At 47.2% G+C, this 17,767-nt stretch carries 18 protein-coding genes and 1 tRNA gene; 13 read left to right on the top strand and 6 right to left on the bottom strand.

Annotated elements, in window-relative coordinates:
• Positions 1-79: 79 nt before the first annotated feature.
• The 3 genes from HHL16_RS16760 to HHL16_RS16750 all read right to left on the bottom strand — a co-directional run bounded on the left by HHL16_RS16760 (position 80) and on the right by HHL16_RS16750 (position 2,042).
• A tRNA-Leu gene (locus HHL16_RS16760) sits at positions 80-163 on the bottom strand.
• A gap of 96 nt (positions 164-259) precedes the next feature.
• Positions 260-1,192 (bottom strand): DMT family transporter, encoded by a 933-nt coding sequence (locus HHL16_RS16755; RefSeq protein WP_169426328.1) that lies wholly within the window; start codon positions 1,190-1,192, stop codon positions 260-262.
• A gap of 37 nt (positions 1,193-1,229) precedes the next feature.
• Positions 1,230-2,042, bottom strand: a complete 813-nt coding sequence (locus HHL16_RS16750) for a 2,3,4,5-tetrahydropyridine-2,6-dicarboxylate N-succinyltransferase (protein WP_169426327.1) — start codon at positions 2,040-2,042, stop codon at positions 1,230-1,232.
• Positions 2,043-2,156: 114 nt separating this feature from the next.
• Here HHL16_RS16750 and HHL16_RS16745 point away from each other — a divergent pair, with 114 nt between their 5' ends.
• The 4 genes from HHL16_RS16745 to miaA are packed head-to-tail and all read left to right on the top strand — an operon-like array spanning position 2,157 to position 5,722.
• Positions 2,157-2,723 carry an L-threonylcarbamoyladenylate synthase gene (locus HHL16_RS16745; protein WP_169426326.1) on the top strand — a complete coding sequence of 189 codons (567 nt, stop codon included), beginning with the start codon at positions 2,157-2,159 and terminating at the stop codon, positions 2,721-2,723.
• Positions 2,724-2,767: 44 nt separating this feature from the next.
• Positions 2,768-4,204 (top strand): HD domain-containing protein, encoded by a 1,437-nt coding sequence (locus HHL16_RS16740; protein ID WP_169426325.1) that lies wholly within the window; start codon positions 2,768-2,770, stop codon positions 4,202-4,204.
• 42 nt (positions 4,205-4,246) lie between these two features.
• Positions 4,247-4,807, top strand: a complete 561-nt coding sequence (locus tag HHL16_RS16735; protein ID WP_169426324.1) for a hypothetical protein — start codon at positions 4,247-4,249, stop codon at positions 4,805-4,807.
• Positions 4,808-4,810: 3 nt separating this feature from the next.
• Positions 4,811-5,722: a tRNA (adenosine(37)-N6)-dimethylallyltransferase MiaA gene (miaA, locus tag HHL16_RS16730; protein WP_169426323.1), complete on the top strand. Its 912-nt coding sequence runs from the start codon at positions 4,811-4,813 to the stop codon at positions 5,720-5,722.
• 305 nt (positions 5,723-6,027) lie between these two features.
• Here miaA and HHL16_RS16725 read toward each other — a convergent pair whose 3' ends face one another.
• Both HHL16_RS16725 and HHL16_RS16720 read right to left on the bottom strand, forming a co-directional pair.
• Positions 6,028-7,560: a hypothetical protein gene (locus HHL16_RS16725; RefSeq protein WP_169426322.1), complete on the bottom strand. Its 1,533-nt coding sequence runs from the start codon at positions 7,558-7,560 to the stop codon at positions 6,028-6,030.
• A gap of 128 nt (positions 7,561-7,688) precedes the next feature.
• Positions 7,689-8,588, bottom strand: a complete 900-nt coding sequence (locus HHL16_RS16720; RefSeq protein ID WP_169426321.1) for a hypothetical protein — start codon at positions 8,586-8,588, stop codon at positions 7,689-7,691.
• A 127-nt stretch (positions 8,589-8,715) separates the two neighbouring features.
• On the opposite strand from HHL16_RS16720, the gene proS reads away from it, so the two are divergent.
• The 4 genes from proS to HHL16_RS16700 all read left to right on the top strand — a co-directional run bounded on the left by proS (position 8,716) and on the right by HHL16_RS16700 (position 11,518).
• On the top strand, positions 8,716-10,194 hold the full coding sequence (gene proS / locus HHL16_RS16715; RefSeq protein WP_169426320.1) for a proline--tRNA ligase: 1,479 nt from the start codon (positions 8,716-8,718) through the stop codon (positions 10,192-10,194).
• 154 nt (positions 10,195-10,348) lie between these two features.
• On the top strand, positions 10,349-10,642 hold the full coding sequence (locus tag HHL16_RS16710) for a CCC motif membrane protein (protein WP_169426319.1): 294 nt from the start codon (positions 10,349-10,351) through the stop codon (positions 10,640-10,642).
• Between the two features lie 65 nt (positions 10,643-10,707).
• Positions 10,708-11,022, top strand: coding sequence for a DUF2752 domain-containing protein (locus HHL16_RS16705; RefSeq protein ID WP_169426318.1), 315 nt, complete (start codon positions 10,708-10,710; stop codon positions 11,020-11,022).
• A gap of 10 nt (positions 11,023-11,032) precedes the next feature.
• Complete coding sequence (locus HHL16_RS16700) at positions 11,033-11,518, top strand: hypothetical protein (protein ID WP_169426317.1); 486 nt, start codon at positions 11,033-11,035, stop codon at positions 11,516-11,518.
• On the opposite strand, the gene HHL16_RS16695 is transcribed toward HHL16_RS16700, so the two are convergent.
• Positions 11,515-12,270 (bottom strand): RDD family protein, encoded by a 756-nt coding sequence (locus tag HHL16_RS16695; protein ID WP_169426316.1) that lies wholly within the window; start codon positions 12,268-12,270, stop codon positions 11,515-11,517. The two genes, HHL16_RS16700 and HHL16_RS16695, sit on opposite strands and share 4 nt — an antisense overlap.
• A gap of 110 nt (positions 12,271-12,380) precedes the next feature.
• Between HHL16_RS16695 and HHL16_RS16690 the strand changes: the two genes are divergently transcribed.
• Genes HHL16_RS16690 through HHL16_RS16670 form a run of 5 tightly spaced genes read left to right on the top strand, consistent with a single transcriptional unit; the run spans position 12,381 to position 17,757 of the window.
• Positions 12,381-13,340 carry a stage II sporulation protein M gene (locus tag HHL16_RS16690; protein ID WP_169426315.1) on the top strand — a complete coding sequence of 320 codons (960 nt, stop codon included), beginning with the start codon at positions 12,381-12,383 and terminating at the stop codon, positions 13,338-13,340.
• Positions 13,341-13,375: 35 nt separating this feature from the next.
• Entirely contained in the window at positions 13,376-14,170 is a 795-nt protein-coding gene (locus HHL16_RS16685; protein WP_169426314.1) for a DUF4129 domain-containing protein, read from the top strand.
• Entirely contained in the window at positions 14,167-15,396 is a 1,230-nt protein-coding gene (locus HHL16_RS16680) for a hypothetical protein (protein ID WP_169426313.1), read from the top strand. The genes HHL16_RS16685 and HHL16_RS16680 overlap by 4 nt, the downstream gene beginning before the upstream one ends.
• Positions 15,397-15,431: 35 nt before the next feature.
• A complete protein-coding gene (locus tag HHL16_RS16675; protein WP_169426312.1) occupies positions 15,432-16,412 on the top strand; it encodes a MoxR family ATPase in 981 nt (326 codons plus the stop codon).
• A gap of 1 nt (position 16,413) precedes the next feature.
• A complete protein-coding gene (locus HHL16_RS16670; protein ID WP_169426311.1) occupies positions 16,414-17,757 on the top strand; it encodes a DUF58 domain-containing protein in 1,344 nt (447 codons plus the stop codon).
• The last annotated feature ends 10 nt before the right edge of the window (positions 17,758-17,767 follow it).

Raw genomic sequence — 17,767 nt, 5'->3', positions numbered from 1 at the left:
CAGTTAGCGATTGACAGAAATGAGTGAGCAAAGGGTGAAAATGAGAAAAGCCTCCACAAACTGTGAAGGCTTTTCGTCGTGCCCAGGACTGGATTCGAACCAGCACACCCTTGCGAGCGCTGCGACCTGAACACAGTGCGTCTACCAATTTCGCCACCTGGGCAGGTGTTAAACCGTTGATTCAAAGTTACTTGAACGTCGCGGTCATCGTGTTCGGGGTTGCAAATATAAAACTAATATTGAACCCGCCAAAAGTTTGTCAGCTTTTTTGTTGGGATGTTTTCCATCCTATCAGTAAAACTCCAATCACCACAAGGGTTGTACCGATTATCTGCTCTAAAAATATTTTTTCTCCGAGTATCCAGTATGCCTGCAAAATGGTGGAAACCGGTCCGATTCCGGAGATGATCGCCACATTATTCGAACCAATCTTTTTCATTCCCAGCGAAATCAGAAACGATGGTATCACGGTTGCGAAGATCGCCAGTATCAACCCATAGATCCAGGCGCTGCCTGCAGTATTCCGCAGCTGCTCAAAATTGCCTGCAATCAGAAAATGCAGGAATATTCCCACGGTGGCAGCAAGCATCGCATATGCAGTGAATCTCGCCGCTCCGATAGATGGAATGATCTGCCCACTGCCCGCGATATACACCGAATACGTAATGGCGCAGAGGAAGATGAGAAAACATCCCCAGAAGAAATTCGGACTGCTTGTATCGAGCTGAAGTTCGCCTGCAAAGGCCAGCCCGATGCCAGCATAAGTGAGCAGCAATGCTAACCATTGCAGCTTACTGATCTTCTGCTTGAAATAATATCCGTTGATCAGTACTGCAAATGTTGGATAAAGAAAAAGTATCAGCCGCTCCAGTCCTGCAGACACATACTGCAGTCCCATGAAGTCGAAAAGGCTGCTGAGGTAATATCCGAATATCCCCAATACAATCACGTAAAGCCATTGCCTGCGTGAGAGGGGTGGGTTTTCTTTTTTCTTCGCCGCCAGTATAGCCGTTACTCCATAGAAAGGCAATGAGAACAGCATGCGGAGCGTGAGAAGGGTAAGCGCGTTTATAGCAACATGAGCGAAGGCCACCTTTATGATGATGGCCTTCGTTGAAAATAATATTGCTCCAAGGAATGTGATCGCAAATCCTGCGAGCGTAATCCCTTTATTTTTTTGTAATTGTTCCATGTATAACACTGAGGGATAGCTGCCGCAGTTCCTGATTCTATACTGATACGTTGAAATCTCTGAGAGCGTCGTTCAGACTGGTTTTGAGGTCTGTACTTGGTTTGCGCTGACCGATGATCAGTGCACAGCTCACTCCATATTCTCCGGCAGGGAATTTCTTGGTGTAAGATCCGGGGATCACCACGCTGCGTGCAGGGATGCGGCCTTTGTATTCAACAGGCTCTGCTCCGCTCACATCGATGATGCGTGTGCTCTGAGTGAGTACCACATTAGCGCCGAGTACCGCTTCTTTTTCAACTCTTACGCCTTCTACCACAATGCAACGGCTGCCGATGAATGCACCATCTTCAATTACTACTGGTGATGCCTGCAGTGGCTCCAATACTCCACCGATTCCAACACCGCCACTCAGGTGAACACCTTTTCCGATCTGTGCGCAGCTGCCCACAGTAGCCCAGGTATCAACCATTGTTCCTTCATCTACATATGCTCCGATGTTTACATATGATGGCATCAGTACTACGTTCTTGGCAATGTATGCTCCGTAACGTGCTACTGCGTGAGGTACTGCTCTTACGCCGAGATCTTTGTAATTTTTTTTCAGGGCCATCTTGTCGTAAAATTCAAATGGCTCCAGCGTCCAGGTTTGCATGGTCTGCGTAGCAAAGTACAGCAGTATGGCCTGTTTCACCCACTCATTCACTACCCACTCATCTCCGGACGGAGATGCTACACGAAGCCTCCCTTTATCTACTTCTTCAATTACTGCCCTTACTGCATCTGTATATTTATTCTCTTTTACAAGTTCCCTGTTGTTCCAGGCTTCGGCTATAAGGCTTTGTAAGTCCATGAGTGAGTTATTTTCTGCAAACTTACTGATTGGCTGCCAAATAAAGTACAGCGAATAACCCTTACAGCCGCTTCTGCCTTTTGGCGCTTCTCGATGATGGATTACATTTGCACCATGGAATTCAACCACGACGTGGAAAAATGTCTCGAAACCCTCCATAGCGGAGGTGTGATACTGTATCCTACCGATACCGTATGGGGTATCGGCTGTGATGCCACCAACAACGAAGCTGTAAAAAAGATATACGAGATCAAGAACAGACCCGGTTCCAAAAGCATGATCGTGCTGCTGGCCGATGAACGCGATCTGCTGCAATACGTTGCCGCAGCTGATCTCGCCATTTTCGATTATCTCGATAATGTTCAGAAACCTACCACCGTTATCTACGATGGCGCTATCGGGCTGGCCGAGAGTCTGGTGAATGAAGATGGCAGCATCGCCATCAGAATTGTAAAGGAAGATTTCTGCAGGCATCTCATCAAGCGCTTCCGCAAACCGATCGTAAGCACATCGGCCAATCTCAGCGGAGAGCCCACTGCACCTAGTTTTGCTGCCATCTCGCCTGCTGTTGTAAGTAAGATGGATTATGTAGTGAAATACCGCCAGAACGATATAACACCGACCGTTCCTTCTTCTGTTGTACGATGGAACAATGGAGAAATCACTGTGATCAGGCCCTGACACAGTTTTAGCCTTTAAGTTTCATTTTTTTACATTTGCATCGTATGGATATTCAATGCTCGGAAAAGGAATTGTTCGTTTTTAAGAAGATCGCCCATGCTGCCGCAGACCTGGGAGTGCCTGCCTATGTGATCGGCGGTTTTGTGAGGGATAAGATCCTCGGACGAAAAACGAAAGACGCAGATATCGTCTGCGTGGGCGATGGCATTACCCTCGCGCACAAAGTGGCCGAGCGATTTCAGCCCAAACCTTCCGTGGCATTCTTCAAAACTTTCGGAACAGCACAGATAAAAGTAGAGGATTGGGAAATTGAATTTGTAGGCGCCAGAAAAGAAAGTTACCGCTATCATAGCCGCAATCCCGAAGTGCAACCCGGCAATCTGAAAGACGATCAGGATCGCCGCGATTTCACCATCAATGCCCTCGCCATCAGTCTCAATGAAGAAGATTATGGCAGGCTCATCGATCCGTTCAATGGCATGCAGGATCTCGAAGCAAGGCTTATCCGCACACCGCTCGATCCGTCGCAGACCTTCAGCGACGATCCGCTGCGCATGATGCGCGCTATCCGTTTTGCCAGCCAGCTCGATTTCACTATTCATCCGCCCGTATTCCAGAGCATCAAAGATAATATGGAGCGCATCCGCATTGTATCGCAGGAGCGCATCACGGATGAGTTGAATAAAATTCTGCTGAGCAACAAACCGAGCATCGGTCTCGATCTGCTGTATCAGAGTGGATTGCTGCATATCATCTTCCCGCAACTGGTAGATCTGGCAGGGGCGGAATATGTGGATGGATTTGGACATAAAGACAATTTCTACCACACACTTCAGGTGGTTGACAATATCTCTAAGCATACCAGAGATCTCTGGCTCAGGTGGGCAGCGCTATTGCACGATATTGCCAAACCGGCCACCAAGAAATTCGAGAATGGCCATGGGTGGACCTTCCACGGGCATGAAGTTGTAGGAGGAAGGATGGTGCCGAAGATCTTCACCAAACTCAAACTCCCGCAGAACGAAAAGATGCGGCTGGTAAGAAAGCTGGTGGAACTGCATCTGCGCCCCATTTCGCTCACCAAAGAAAATATAACAGACTCTGCTATACGAAGATTGCTTTTCGATGCAGGAGAGGATATCGAGTCTTTAATGATGCTCTGCGAAGCAGACATCACTTCCAAGAATAAACAGAAAGTAAAGCGGTACCTCGAAAATTTTGAACTGGTGAGGGCGCGCCTGCACGATGTGGAAGAAAAAGACCGCATCCGCAACTGGCAGCCGCCGGTAACAGGGGAGATGATCATGGAAGTTTTCGGATTGCCGCCTTCCAAACCTGTAGGTGATCTCAAAACAGCTATCAGAGAAGCCATCCTCGATGGGGAGATTGAGAACAATTATGAAGCTGCCTATCGCTATATGATGGAAAAAGCCGCCGAAATGGGGCTTACACCCACAACTCAGGGGGGTGAGAAAATATAGAATATTATCTTATTTTTGGAACGATCATTATACCAAGATATTATGGCTGTACTTAAATTCAGGGTTTATTTTGAAGAAGACGATAGCATTTACAGGGACGTTGCGATCAAGCATACGCAATCATTCCAGCAATTGCACCAGGTAATACTGAAGTCGTATGAGTTCGACAGTAAACATCAGGCTACTTTTTACAGAAGTAATGATAACTGGCAACGCGGTCGCGAAATCAGTTTCGCCAAATACGACAAGTCTTATCAGGTAGAACCCCTGATTATGGCCGATACCACCATCGGTTCCGAGATCAAGAACCCCAATCAGAAGTTCATTTACATTTACGACTTCGTGAAGAACTGGAGTTTTCTCATCGAGATGATCGGCGTTACAAAAGACGAGAATGCCAAACTCGAATATCCTGCAGTGATCAAAACAGAAGGCATTGCTCCTTCACAATATGGCACCAAAGGTCTCATGGGCGATAAGCTCACAGAAGTGGAAGAGAAATACGATCTGCTGCTGGGCGCCGAAGGCTTTGGTGAAAAGAACGAAGATGGTGAAGACATGAGCTCCGGTGAAGAAGGTGGCGAAGCAGAAGGGGACGATTAACACATGGCCAATAAAAGTATCATCATTATCGGCGGGCCAACCGCATCCGGCAAAACAGCACTCGCCATTCAGCTGGCCCGTCACTTCCATACAGAAATCATCTCTGCCGATTCCCGGCAATGTTACCGTGAAATGTCCATCGGTGTTGCAAAACCTTCGGAAGAAGAATTGCAGCAGGCGAAGCATTGGTTCATCGATACCCATTCCATTCACGACGATGTGAATGCGGCTACCTTTGAACAATATGCATTGCAGAAAGCCGATGAGATCTTTCAGCGGCACGATGTGGCCGTAATGGTTGGCGGAACCGGACTATACATCAAAGCCTTCAGTGAAGGCCTCGATGATATGCCGCCTGTAGATGCCGCACTGCGTCAGCAACTCAATGAAACTTTTGAGAAGAACGGACTTGCATGGTTGCAGCAACAGGTAGCCGAACAGGATCCTTTGTATTACAGCAACGGAGAAATTCAGAATCCTCAGCGAATGATCAGAGCGCTGGAAGTAAAACTGCAAACCGGAAAATCTATCCGTGAATTCCAGCAGCAGAAAACTGTTGTAAGGCCATTCAATATAGTGAAGCTGGCCATCGATCTGCCGAAGGAAACATTGCATCAGCGAATCGATCATCGTGTTGATATGATGATGGAAGCCGGACTGCTGAACGAAGTGCAATCACTTCATCCGCATAAACATCTGAATGCATTGCGAACAGTTGGCTATTCGGAGTTGTTCGATTACCTGGATGAGAAAATTTCGTTGGAAGAAGCGGTGCTGGCCATCAAAAAAAATACGCGTTATTATGCCAAGCGGCAGATGACCTGGTTTAGGAAAGACAAGTCTTTTCAATGGTTCGAAACCGGCGATGCAACAGCGGTTACAGCCTACAGCGAAGCAGCTGTCAACCCAATGTGAACAAAAATTAATCCGCGGTTATTTCGTACCCGAAAAAGGTTTTTATAACTTGTAGCGCGAATTCGAATTCCCATATCAATTTCAGTTTCAACGATTACTATACATTACGGCTTGCAGTGCAATAAAAAGTTAAATGCTAAAAATAAATAATGTTTTAGCCGACCTTTGTATTACGCGAATCTCAGGTGATTTTATGTATCCGAATTCAAGAAATTACCAGTCTATGAGATTTAAGTGAAGGGTTAAGGTTTTAGTAAACCTTACAAATCAAAAATCCCGCTTGCCATAGCGGGATTTTGATTTTATCAGATCTTGATTCCAAACGTTAGCCACACATTGCTTGCTCTTTCTCTGAGCGTGGCGAATGTGTTGGCTTTGTCCTGAAGCCGGTATGGAAAATCAACGTTCTTATTTATTTGATGAACATAAGTAACATCAACAAAGAATCCTTTGTGGCGGTAACCAAGGCCACCACTCAAACTCATTTTGTTGGCCTTCAGTTCCGTGTCTCTGTAAGGGTTCATGTAATACGCAAAACCAAGTCTTGCCATCACTACATTGAACTTTAATTCTCCACCCACCTTGAAGTTGAATGTTCCTTTGTAAATGTTTTTGGTAACCTCATTCACCGCTTTGTAATAATCATCGCTCTCTTCTTCTGCAGGCTTGAATTTGGGTGAACCGTAAGTAACGTACTCGATATCTGCTGTTATGAATCCTTTCTGTTTTTTTACATCCTGCTGAGATCCGAACAGGTAAGAACCGCTGATCATGAATCTCCATGGCGAAGTGAAATTGTATTTTATCTGTCCGGATGCACCGTTGTAATAATAGTCTGAATTAACGCTGTCGATGCCTGGTTTGGGGGCGAAGAGTTTTTCGAGATCGGTCACCATCTTGGCATCGAGGTTATCGCGAAGGCCATAGAATGTAGGTGTGTGAATGGCTGCACCAACTCTGAAACTGGGCGCAGGAGCGTAGATAAGACCCAGTTTTACATTTATACCAACTCCTTTTACGGAAGTGTTTTGTTCGTAGCGGCTGAAGTTGAAATTATTGTCCGGGTTGTTGGTGGGATCCGATTCCGTGAACGTGCTCTTTCTTTCGTAATTGAGAATGGGGATGCCCACGCTTCCTCCGATAAAGAGTTGGTTGTTGAGATTGGCGGCATATCCCATGGCTATTTCGGTGACGCCTCCGGTTGTAACGGTCCTTTGTTCCTGAAACACCGCATCGAGGTACTCCGGACGGCCGATTACCTGCTTTTGTCCGCCAATGGTGGCCGTATCGATCAGATAAGTATAGACGGCCATTTTGGTGCCGAGAGACAGGCTGGATTTGTACACATCATCTATAGCAACTCCCGATCCGGCAAATTCTTCCGCAAAAGCTTCCGAATAAGAACTATGATCGTTCAGACCTCTGTAGTAGGTGTTATTGTTGAAATTGGCTGTTCTGCTGACGGCGATGCTGAATGCCGAGCTGGTGGTTTTGCTGTACGGGTTCTGCATTCCGATCACAAAACCTGTTGTTCCCAGCTGAAACTTGTTCAGTTTATCGCTGTTGACATTGGTGCCGCGGAAATCTCCTTTGGTTTTGTAAAACCCATATCCCGGAGTCATCACAAATTCACTGGTCTTGTACAAACCTAAACCCGCAGGGTTTACATAGATTGAACTGATATCTCCGCCGAGGGAACCCATTGCACCACCAATGGCCTGCTGACGGGCTGTTCCGAAAGAAGGGTTCCATGACATGCGTAGCGCATCTTCCGGAACCTGTGCCAATGCAGGTACGCTGAGTGCAAGGAAGATGGCTGTGTAAGCGTGTTTTTTCATAATCGTAGCTGTTGCTTGTTGAGCAATCCTTTGTGGGTATCCAATAAAAAGGAGGAATCAGAATTCAAGCTAACTTAAATCTTGGTTCCTCCTGGTATAGTTCGTTTATGCTGATCAACCAGTAAGTATTAGTTGCGGCTGGGTCTGCTTACAGGACCGCCACCACCGCCGCCACCTGTGCTTCCGCCACCTCCGCTACTGCCTCTGCCGAATGAGCCTCCACTATTGTTGGTGCTCGGAGAAACAGGAGGATTGTAGCTTCTTACAGGACGGTCGTAGCCGCCTCCACCGCCATTGTACCGGCCATTACCACTGCCTCTGTTGGTATTGTAGTAAGAGTTGCGGCCCGAATTGTTGGTAGAAGCACGGTTGCTGTTGTTATATACACTGATGCCTGAAGGCATGGTATAAGAACTGCGGCTACCCTTGCCGTTGTTGATATAGTTGTTTCTGTTATTGTAACCACCGGTGTACGTATTCATATTGAAATTGCGTACTCTGTTGTATGCGCCGGGATTGGTTTTCGGATTTACGATAATTACACCGCCACCACAATAAGGGTTGTAGTAGTTGTTCCAGTAGTAATAGTTGTTCCATCCGTGGTTCCAACCGGTGTAGCCGTACCATGGATTATAGAAACTATTGTACCAGGGATTCATACCAGCGCCATAGAAACCACCGTAACCAAATGATAAGCCGGGGCTGTAGCCGCCATAACCGCCATATCCGTAATCGTTCCAGTAATTATCGAACATGCTCCAGCGATAGGGGTTGCGAACCCTCATGCGCAGGTAGGCATCATCGGGATAATAATCATCATAATATGTATCGTTGTTACGGCTATTGTATCGGGAGCTTTGCCTTTCTCTGACATCCACGTATTCGTCTCCGCCGCCGCCGTTTGCGACTTTCTGATCCTGGCCGGGAGAATAGTAAACGTCATCGGGGGTTTGCCCAGACCGGTATACGGAACAGCTTGTAAAGCCAACGGCTACAAATGCTGCTAATAGGATTAACCGGGACTTCATGATTGTGATTTTAACGTTTTACAATGCGAAGTGCTATTTTTGCTTTCTTCACAATTTAAAATTACAATAAATTGACCGTGACTACCATTAAAATGTTGCGGGGGGAGTGTTAAAAATAACTAGAATTATGAGCAAAGAGATCACTAGTAGAAGCGAAGACTACTCGAAATGGTACAACGACCTGGTTGTTAAAAGCAGCCTGGCCGACCACTCTTCCGTGCGCGGATGTATGGTGATAAAACCTTATGGGTATGCCCTCTGGGAAAACATGCGCGATGCATTGGATAAGATGTTCAAAGACACTGGTCACGTAAATGCATACTTCCCGTTATTTGTGCCGAAAAGCCTCTTCGAAGCAGAAGAAAAGAATGCAGAAGGTTTTGCAAAGGAATGTGCCGTTGTTACTCACTATCGTTTAAAAGCCAATCCCGATAAAAAAGGTTCGCTGATGGTAGATCCCGAAGCGAAGCTCGAAGAAGAACTGGTGGTTCGCCCAACCAGTGAAGCCATCATCTGGAATACTTACAAAAACTGGATCCAGAGTTACCGCGATCTCCCCATCCTCATCAACCAGTGGGCAAACGTGGTGCGTTGGGAAATGCGTACGCGTCTCTTCCTCCGCACAGCAGAATTTCTCTGGCAGGAAGGGCATACTGCACATGCTACCTCGCAGGAGGCTGTTGAAGAAACAGTGAAAATGCTGCACGTGTATGCAGACTTCGTTGAAAACTGGATGGCCGTTCCCGTTATCAAAGGAGTGAAATCCGAAAGTGAGCGTTTTGCCGGTGCACTCGATACCTATTGCATCGAAGCGCTGATGCAGGATGGTAAGGCGCTTCAGGCCGGAACCTCCCACTTCCTCGGACAAAACTTTGCCAAAGCATTCGACGTGAAGTTCTCCGACAAAGAAAACAAACTCGATTACGTTTGGGCTACCAGCTGGGGTGTGAGCACCCGTCTGATCGGCGCACTCGTAATGGCACATAGCGATGATGATGGTCTGATACTTCCTCCTAGAATTGCTCCCCTTCAGGTAGTGATCGTTCCTATTTATAAAGGAGAAGAGAGCAAGGCGGTGATCAATGCCAAAGGCCAGGAACTGGTGGACAGTTTCAAGGCTGCGGGTATCCGGGTAAAATTCGATGATAACGATAATTCAAGACCCGGTTGGAAGTTCGCCGAATACGAAATGAAGGGTGTTCCCGTTAGAATAGCCATCGGTCTGAGAGACCTCGAAAATAACGTGGTAGAACTGGCCCGCAGAGATACGAAAGAGAAAACAACTGTATCACTCGACGGACTCACAGAAAGAGTGGTGGGACTGATGACGGAGATCCAGCAAAGCATTTACAACAAGGCGCTTGAATTCCGCAACAGTCATATCACACGCGTGGATACCTGGGAAGAGTTCCAGAAAACACTCACCGAAAAAACAGGTTTCCTGAGTGCGCACTGGGATGGAACTCCCGAAACCGAGGAGAAGATCAAGGAGCTTACCAAGGCAACTATCCGCTGCATACCACTTGATAATGAGCAGGAAGAGGGTAAATGTGTTCTCACCGGCAAGCCCAGCAAACAGCGCGTTCTGTTCGCTCAGGCCTATTGATCTAAATCAAGTTTTCGTGATGGGAGGTTATAAACCCTTGTGAGTTAATATTTTTTAACATATCAGTTTTTTTCTTTTTCTTGTACCCCAATATTCAAAAACCGCCTATTAAATGGAAAATTTGAGTCAAACCCCAAGCAACCAACCTAAAGCAATGTTGCCTAACGCAACAGCAGTGCTGGTATTAGGTATCTGTTCAATTGTATTCGGATGTTTTTACATCGGCCTGGTACTCGGTATCATCGGTCTGGTGTTAGCTAACAAAAGCCGTAAGATGTATAGAGAGAACCCCACCATCTGGGATGGCTACAGCCAACTCAATGCGGGATGGATCATGAGCATCATCGGTATCGTACTCGGTGCCATCTATATCGTGTACGTGATTGTTATGTTTGCTATTTTCGGAGCATTCATGACGAGCTTCTGGAATATGAGTCAATACAGCTAATTGATAAAAGGTGACTGCTGCCGGCCTCAGTCGGTTTCAGTCACCTTTCTCTTTCAAAAGATCCCATGTATACCTGGCTGGAAAAACATATGTTCCCCTGTTTCTACAAGCAGTTCTTCGGAATCGATTGTCCGGCATGCGGTTTCCAGCGTTCCTTCCTTGCCGCTCTGAAAGGCGACTTCACCGAAAGTTTTTTGCTCTATCCCCCTTTACTCCCTGTTTTAGTACTGTTCCTGCTCATTCCGCTCTGGCTGATTAGTAAAAGAATCGTCAGCAAAAAGTTCCTGGTTACTTATGCCTGGTCTGTGCTGGCTGTAGTGATGCTTAGTTATGTGATCAAGATGATTGCGCTGGCATTTCATACGCATTCCATTACTTAAAATACAATCTATGGAGCATGGTCAAAACAGCCTGCTGGATCTTCAGGTAGATCAGCAGTGCGCAGCTTATTTGCTTGAAACTGCGAAGTGGAACAGATTCCTTGCTATCGTGTGGTTCATTCTTTGCGGACTGATGATTGTTTTCGCACTCTTTGCCGGAACTATGTTTGCCGCCATGTTCAGAACAATGCCGGGCATGGAAAATGCAAGCGGAGCGCTCGGAGCATCGGCCAGCATAATTATTACGGGGGCTTATCTTGTAATGGCCGCTTTTCAGCTTATTCCCAACATCTTCAGGTACAAATTTGCCACTCAGGCTATCAATGCCGTGCGCAGTAACGATCAGGCGCTGTTCAACCGCAGCATCAATAACCTGCGGATCTATTCCAAATTCTGGGGAATCGTTACCATCATCATCATTGCCTTCTATGTGGTGATCTTCATCATTGCCCTGGTAGGCGGAGCAATGGTCAGCCGCGGAGGTTTCGGGAATTAACGGCTCGAATAATAGTTGTAATCTTTCAGCAGGGTATGCAGAAACTGGTAAGAGTCTTCGTCGCTCTGCAGGTTCAGCTTGGCCTTGATACGGTCTGCTATGCGCATGGCCATGGCCATATCGTTGCGCGAATTGATGGTACCCAGTATGCCTTTCAGGGTGTTGATGTCTTTATCCGTCATCTTCATCACTTCGGGGTAACGGGGTTTATAAGTTACTTCTACTTCCTGAAAAATAGTATCGTGGATGGAAGTAACGTTGCGCGTATCTATGAGAATGGTGCCTGCAAGCAGATCGCCGATCCGTTGGGATTTGGGGGTGAGCAAGGTTACCAGTATGCCGGTAAAGATCAGCGGAAAGCACCACCAGGGCAGCAATTGCGCAAAAGCCATCAGCATAAAACCGAAGGGAGAATCCACCAGTCTGAACAGCCAGCGGATGAGATACTGGTTGATGCTGGGCGTTCCGCCATCTTCAGCAATCACTCTGATGCCGATGGCCATCTTACCTAAACTGGCTCCATTGAAAAAGATCTCGCTCAGCAAATGATACAGCAGATAGGGCAGCAGAGCAATGGAATATACCCACGAAAAACTTCCGCCGGCAGCAAAACCTGCCACCGCTCCCATGATAAAGAGGTATATCACACAGGCCGCTCCGTCGATGATCCAGGCCAATAACCGCTTTGCAAACGGAGCTACCGCTATCTCCACTTCTAAATTGAAACCTGTATCGAGTTTGAGTATTGCCATAAACATTCACATCAACAAACAAATAAAACGATAAAATGAATTACCGATTGTAGCGTTCTAAGATTTAACAACTATATTTATTCCGGCATAAATTTATAAACTTCTGACCCGTGAGAGAAGGCCTTTTTCTAAAAAAGAATGTAGAAAAGTGGAAGCAATACCAATATAACCAGAATGCTGACCCTGATGAAACCGCCAAACGTTTCACAGAACTGGTTGATGACCTCGCGTATGCAAAAACTTTTTATCCGCAAAGTAAAGTCACCCAATACCTGAATGGGCTGGCCTCGAAGATCTATCTGGCAATTTACCGAAATAAGCGGGAACAGGGATCACGCATTCTCCGTTTCTGGAAAACCGATCTCCCCCTCGTTGCCTATAAGCACCGCCGCGAACTCTTCTGGAGTTTTCTCATATTTACCGTGATGGCCGTAATGGCGGCCTTCTCCGCAGCGCACGACGACAGCTTTGTTCGTGGTGTTCTCGGCGACGGATACGTAGACATGACCGAAGAGAATATTTCCAGCGGCGATCCATTTGGCGTGTACAAAGATTCCGGGAGAATGAGCATGTTCGTAAGCATCGCCATCAACAATATCCGCGTTGCCTTTCTCGTATTTGTAGGTGGACTCTTTCTCAACCTCGGTTCTGTATGGCTGTTGTTCACCAACGGTGTAATGGTGGGAGCCTTTCAATATATGTTCTTTGCAAAAGGATTGGGCTGGGACTCCGTGCTGGTGATCTGGATTCACGGTACACTGGAGATCTCTGCCATCATCATATCCGGCGCTGCAGGCTTCATTCTCGGCAACAGCATTCTCTTTCCCGGAACACGCAAGCGGCTCGAAAGCCTCAAACAGGGCGCCAGGAACGGCGTTATACTTATCATGGGCCTGGTGCCGGTGTTCATCGCTGCGGCCTTCCTCGAAGGTTTCATCACCCGCCTCACACATATGCCCAAATGGCTGAGCATTTTCATTCTCGCCGTTTCATTTATTTTTATCATCTGGTATTTTGTGATCTATCCCGTAATGGTCAACAGAAAATCACAAGCCCCCGAATTGCAGTAGCCACCATGTTTTCATCGCATTCATATTCTATAAAATTGTTCCGTTGCCTGCTGGTGGCGGTTTTGCTGATGGCTGTACCGGTTGTGCATGCACAGGAGAATACCGATACAACGGTGCTGGCTCCTGAAGTAGACCTGGCGCCTGTTACGGACGAAGAAGTAACCGAAGCTCAGGAGGAAGAAGAAAAAGAAGTGGAGGCCTGGCCACCTACTTTCAGGCAGGTGCCCGATTCCACAGCAAAAAGAATACGTTCACAGAAAGATTTCGAATACGCCAACGACCCTGCATACTGGACACAGAAGAAAAGAAAAGACCGAACATTAAAAGAGCCGACATTCCGCAAATCACCCGAACCTTTTCTCAATTTTTCGGGAATGTCTGGTCTGGTGAGAATTCTGATCATCGCCGGATTCTTTATTCTGCTGGCCTTTCTCGTATACAAACTGTTAGGCAATCGCTGGCCATGGCAGCTCAAAGAAGCTGAACTGAAAGAAGAGGAAGAAGCGGCAGCCGACGAAATGCTCGATCCCAACAGTCTCGAAGCGAAGATCAAACAAGCTGCGGCAGCGAAGAAGTTTCGTCATGCTATCCGCTACACATATCTGCTTACATTGCGAAACCTCGATGCCAAAGGCTGGATTCAGTATCAGGCCAAAAGCACCAACTCCAGCTATGTGAACCAGGTGAGACAATTCGATCCCAAAGGAGTATTCGCTTATCTCACCAACGTGTACGATTACGTGTGGTATGGAGAATTCGAACTCAACGAAGAACAATTCAGCAAAGTGTACAAAGATTTTCAGTCATTCACTAATATCCCTAACCATTGAAACCTGCAATAACATATCAATGGTACTTGTTGTTCCTGCTGGCCGTGGTTACTTTGGTCAGTTGCAATAAACAATCAGAAAAGCGGCTGGACCCACGCGTTACCCTTTTCAGGAACGATAAGATTCCCTACGGTACCTGGTATGCCTACAATAACCTGAAACATATTTTTCCGGATGCAGAAATTGAGGTGAACCGCAAGCAGGTAGCTACTTATGCGCTCGCAACAGAAACAGATAAGAAACTGGTTCTCGAAGGATCGCGTTACGAAGCGATGGTGATCATCTGCAAAAGTTTCACTCCAAACGAACAGGAGGCAGGGGCCTTACATGCCTTCATCCGCAAAGGCGGTCACGTGCTGGTTTCTGCCAGCAATTTCGGCCAGGCCCTGCTCGATACCATGCGAATGAGTGCATCAAACGGGTTTTCGGTAACAGGTGAAGGACCCAAAGGCGTTACCATCGATAATCCTGTTACCAATAAAAGAGATTCATTCTATTATCCCGGCATTCCTCTCACCGGATATTTCTACAATATCGATTCGAGCATCACCACCATACTTGGGCGCGACAGTGAGGGCAATCCCAACTTTGTGAAATTCGATCACAAGAGCGGAGGATCGCTGCAAATGCATATTGCACCACTGGCCCTTACCAATTTCTTTTTGCTGCACAAACAGAACAAGAAATATTATGATGCAGTGATGAGTTACATCCCTGAAAACGTTACTCTCGTTTACTGGGACGATTACTTCAGAGTAAAAAAACGTGAGGAAGAAGAAGACAAACAGTTCTCCGCACTGGGCTGGCTGCAAAAACAACCCGGACTTGCCATGGCATTCTGGCTCACGCTGCTGCTGGCGCTGATCGTTTATCTCTTCGAATCCAAGCGCAGACAGCGTGCCATTCCGCTGCGCAAACCACTGAAGAATGCAACTGTGGAATTTGCACGAACAGTGGGCAGGCTTTATCTGCAACGCAAAGACAATAACAATCTCGCCCATAAAATGGCGGCTATCTTTACCGACAGGGTTCGCCGCCAGTTCAATGTAAGAACCACTATGGACGATGATTTCATCACAAAGCTCGCCCACAAATCAGGATACGACAAGTCGGCACTGAACAATCTGGTGTACCAGCTGAAATACGCACAGGCGCATCCTGAAGTGAGCGATCTCGAATTGCTCGAACTGCAAAAGCAACTCGATCATTTTTATCAAAATACCTGACAAACCAATACATTCATTCAAACGACCTCAAATACATGGAAGAGAATAATATTTTTGAAAGCCGCACCGATCTGGGAATTCTTCACCAATCGGTTCATACCCTCAAAGCGGAGATCGGTAAAGTGATCGTAGGGCAGGAAGAGATGGTGGAACTGTTGCTGGCTGCAGTGCTCGCCGACGGTCACGTACTCATCGAAGGGGTACCCGGCGTAGCAAAAACATTAACGGCTAAACTGCTGAGCAGATGTATCTCGGTTGATTTCTCGCGCATTCAGTTCACACCCGATCTGATGCCGAGCGATGTAATCGGAACTTCCATCTTCAATCCCAAAGACAGCAATTTCCATTTCAAGCGCGGCCCCATCTTCAGCAATATCGTGCTGATCGATGAGATCAACCGTGCCCCGGCAAAAACTCAGTCCGCTCTCTTTGAGGTGATGGAAGAAAAGCAGGTAACTGTAGACGGACATAGCTATGCACTGGAATCTCCTTTCATGGTGGTAGCTACCCAGAACCCCATCGAGCAGGAAGGAACTTACCACCTGCCCGAGGCGCAACTCGATCGTTTCCTCTTCAAAATACTGGTAACCTATCCATCACAGGAGCAGGAGTATCAGGTGGTGATGCAGCATCACCAGAACAACCTGAACGATATGATCACTCAGGTAGGAGCGGTGCTCAGCGGTGCGCAGATCGAATCGCTGCGTCAGCAGGTACGCAAACTGCATGTAGAAGCTAAGCTCATCAGCTTCATCACTCAGATAGTGCAGGCAACGAGAAACAACAAATCCATTTATCTCGGAGCATCACCACGCGCAAGCATCGGCATTCTCAATGGAGCCAAAGCGCTGGCGGCTATCCGTGGCCGTGATTTTATCACGCCCGAAGATGTTCTGCATATCACACCTGCAGTACTTCGCCACAGGCTGGTGCTCACTCCAGATAAAGAAATGGAAGGAGCAGATACAGATGATGTGATCCGCGATATTCTCCAACAAATTGAGGTACCCAGATAGTATGATCAAGCGTCTCATACAACCTTTGTTCTTCGGAAGGCAGTTCTACTGGGCATTTGCAGCCATCGTGCTGTTGTTTGTGCTCAGCTACAACTGGCCCGTGCTCTATCTTGCAGCGCGGTATGCACTGCTTTTTTTCACAGGCCTGGTTCTGCTCGATTTTCTGCTGCTCTTTGTGCGCAAACAGGGCGTGCAGGCAAGCCGTGATATGGCCGACAGGTTCAGCAATGGCGATGAAAATACTGTGAAGATCAGGCTGAAGAATCAATACCAGTTCCGTGTATCGGTTAAGCTCATCGAAGAACTGCCCGTGCAGTTTCAGAAGCGCGATTTTCTGCTGAAAACCTCACTGGGCAGCAGAGAGGAAACCGTACTGCAATACAAACTGAGACCAGTTGAACGGGGCGAATACATCTTCCATTTTCTGAACGTGTTTGTAAAAACGCCACTTGGTTTTGTTATCAGACGCTATCAGGAAGGGGGAGAAGAAACGATGGTGAAAGTGCTGCCTTCTTTCTTAGCCCTCCGTCAGTTCGAACTGCGTGCCATCTCCAACAACCTGGCAGATGCAGGCAACAGAAAGATCAGAAAGATCGGCCATAGCCTTGAGTTCGAGCAGATCAAGGATTATGTTACCGGAGATGATATCCGCAGCATCAACTGGAAAGCCACAGCCCGCCGCGGCGGCCATCTGATGGTGAACAATTTCTCCGACGAAAGAAGTCAGCAGGTGTACTGCGTAATCGATAAAGGACGTGTGATGAAAATGCCTTTCGAAGGCATGAGCCTGCTCGATTACAGCATCAATGCCGCACTGGTGATGATGCGCGTGGCGTTGCTTCGTCAGGATAAAGCCGGCATGATCACTTTTTCCGATACACTCGGACAGTTTCTGCAGGCCGATCGCAAAGCCGGACAAATGAACACGGTGCTCGAAACGCTCTACAATCAGGATACGCAGTTCCTCGAATCGGATTACGAAAAACTATATGCGCTGGTGCGTACCCGCATCACGCAACGCAGCCTCATTATACTCTTCACCAACTTCGAATCGGTATCGGGCATGCAACGTCAGCTGCCTTATCTGCGCAGCATCGCACGCAATCACCTGGTGCTGGTGGTATTCTTCGAGAATACAGAACTGAAGCAGCTTACGGAGCAGAAAGTGAATAATATCGAAAGCCTCTACATGCGTACCATCGCCGAAAGAATGGTGTACGAAAAGCGGTTGATTGTGAAAGAACTGCAGCAGCATGGCATCTCCACCATCCTTACCACGCCGCAGGCTCTCACCGTTGATACCGTAAATAAATACCTCGAACTGAAAGCGCGGCAGGCTATTTAACCGGTGATTG

Source organism: Pseudoflavitalea sp. G-6-1-2 (assembly GCF_012927185.1).
Taxonomy (GTDB): Bacteria; Bacteroidota; Bacteroidia; order Chitinophagales; family Chitinophagaceae; genus Pseudobacter.
This window is presented reverse-complemented; position numbering and strand designations above follow the sequence as displayed.

Coding starts and splice junctions, on each gene's coding strand:
- HHL16_RS16755 (WP_169426328.1), bottom strand. CDS start 1,192: ATGGAACAATTACAAAAAAATAAAGGGATTACGCTCGCAGGATTTGCG.
- HHL16_RS16750 (WP_169426327.1), bottom strand. CDS start 2,042: ATGGACTTACAAAGCCTTATAGCCGAAGCCTGGAACAACAGGGAACTT.
- HHL16_RS16745 (WP_169426326.1), top strand. CDS start 2,157: ATGGAATTCAACCACGACGTGGAAAAATGTCTCGAAACCCTCCATAGC.
- HHL16_RS16740 (WP_169426325.1), top strand. CDS start 2,768: ATGGATATTCAATGCTCGGAAAAGGAATTGTTCGTTTTTAAGAAGATC.
- HHL16_RS16735 (WP_169426324.1), top strand. CDS start 4,247: ATGGCTGTACTTAAATTCAGGGTTTATTTTGAAGAAGACGATAGCATT.
- miaA (WP_169426323.1), top strand. CDS start 4,811: ATGGCCAATAAAAGTATCATCATTATCGGCGGGCCAACCGCATCCGGC.
- HHL16_RS16725 (WP_169426322.1), bottom strand. CDS start 7,560: ATGAAAAAACACGCTTACACAGCCATCTTCCTTGCACTCAGCGTACCT.
- HHL16_RS16720 (WP_169426321.1), bottom strand. CDS start 8,588: ATGAAGTCCCGGTTAATCCTATTAGCAGCATTTGTAGCCGTTGGCTTT.
- proS (WP_169426320.1), top strand. CDS start 8,716: ATGAGCAAAGAGATCACTAGTAGAAGCGAAGACTACTCGAAATGGTAC.
- HHL16_RS16710 (WP_169426319.1), top strand. CDS start 10,349: ATGTTGCCTAACGCAACAGCAGTGCTGGTATTAGGTATCTGTTCAATT.
- HHL16_RS16705 (WP_169426318.1), top strand. CDS start 10,708: ATGTATACCTGGCTGGAAAAACATATGTTCCCCTGTTTCTACAAGCAG.
- HHL16_RS16700 (WP_169426317.1), top strand. CDS start 11,033: ATGGAGCATGGTCAAAACAGCCTGCTGGATCTTCAGGTAGATCAGCAG.
- HHL16_RS16695 (WP_169426316.1), bottom strand. CDS start 12,270: ATGGCAATACTCAAACTCGATACAGGTTTCAATTTAGAAGTGGAGATA.
- HHL16_RS16675 (WP_169426312.1), top strand. CDS start 15,432: ATGGAAGAGAATAATATTTTTGAAAGCCGCACCGATCTGGGAATTCTT.
- HHL16_RS16670 (WP_169426311.1), top strand. CDS start 16,414: ATGATCAAGCGTCTCATACAACCTTTGTTCTTCGGAAGGCAGTTCTAC.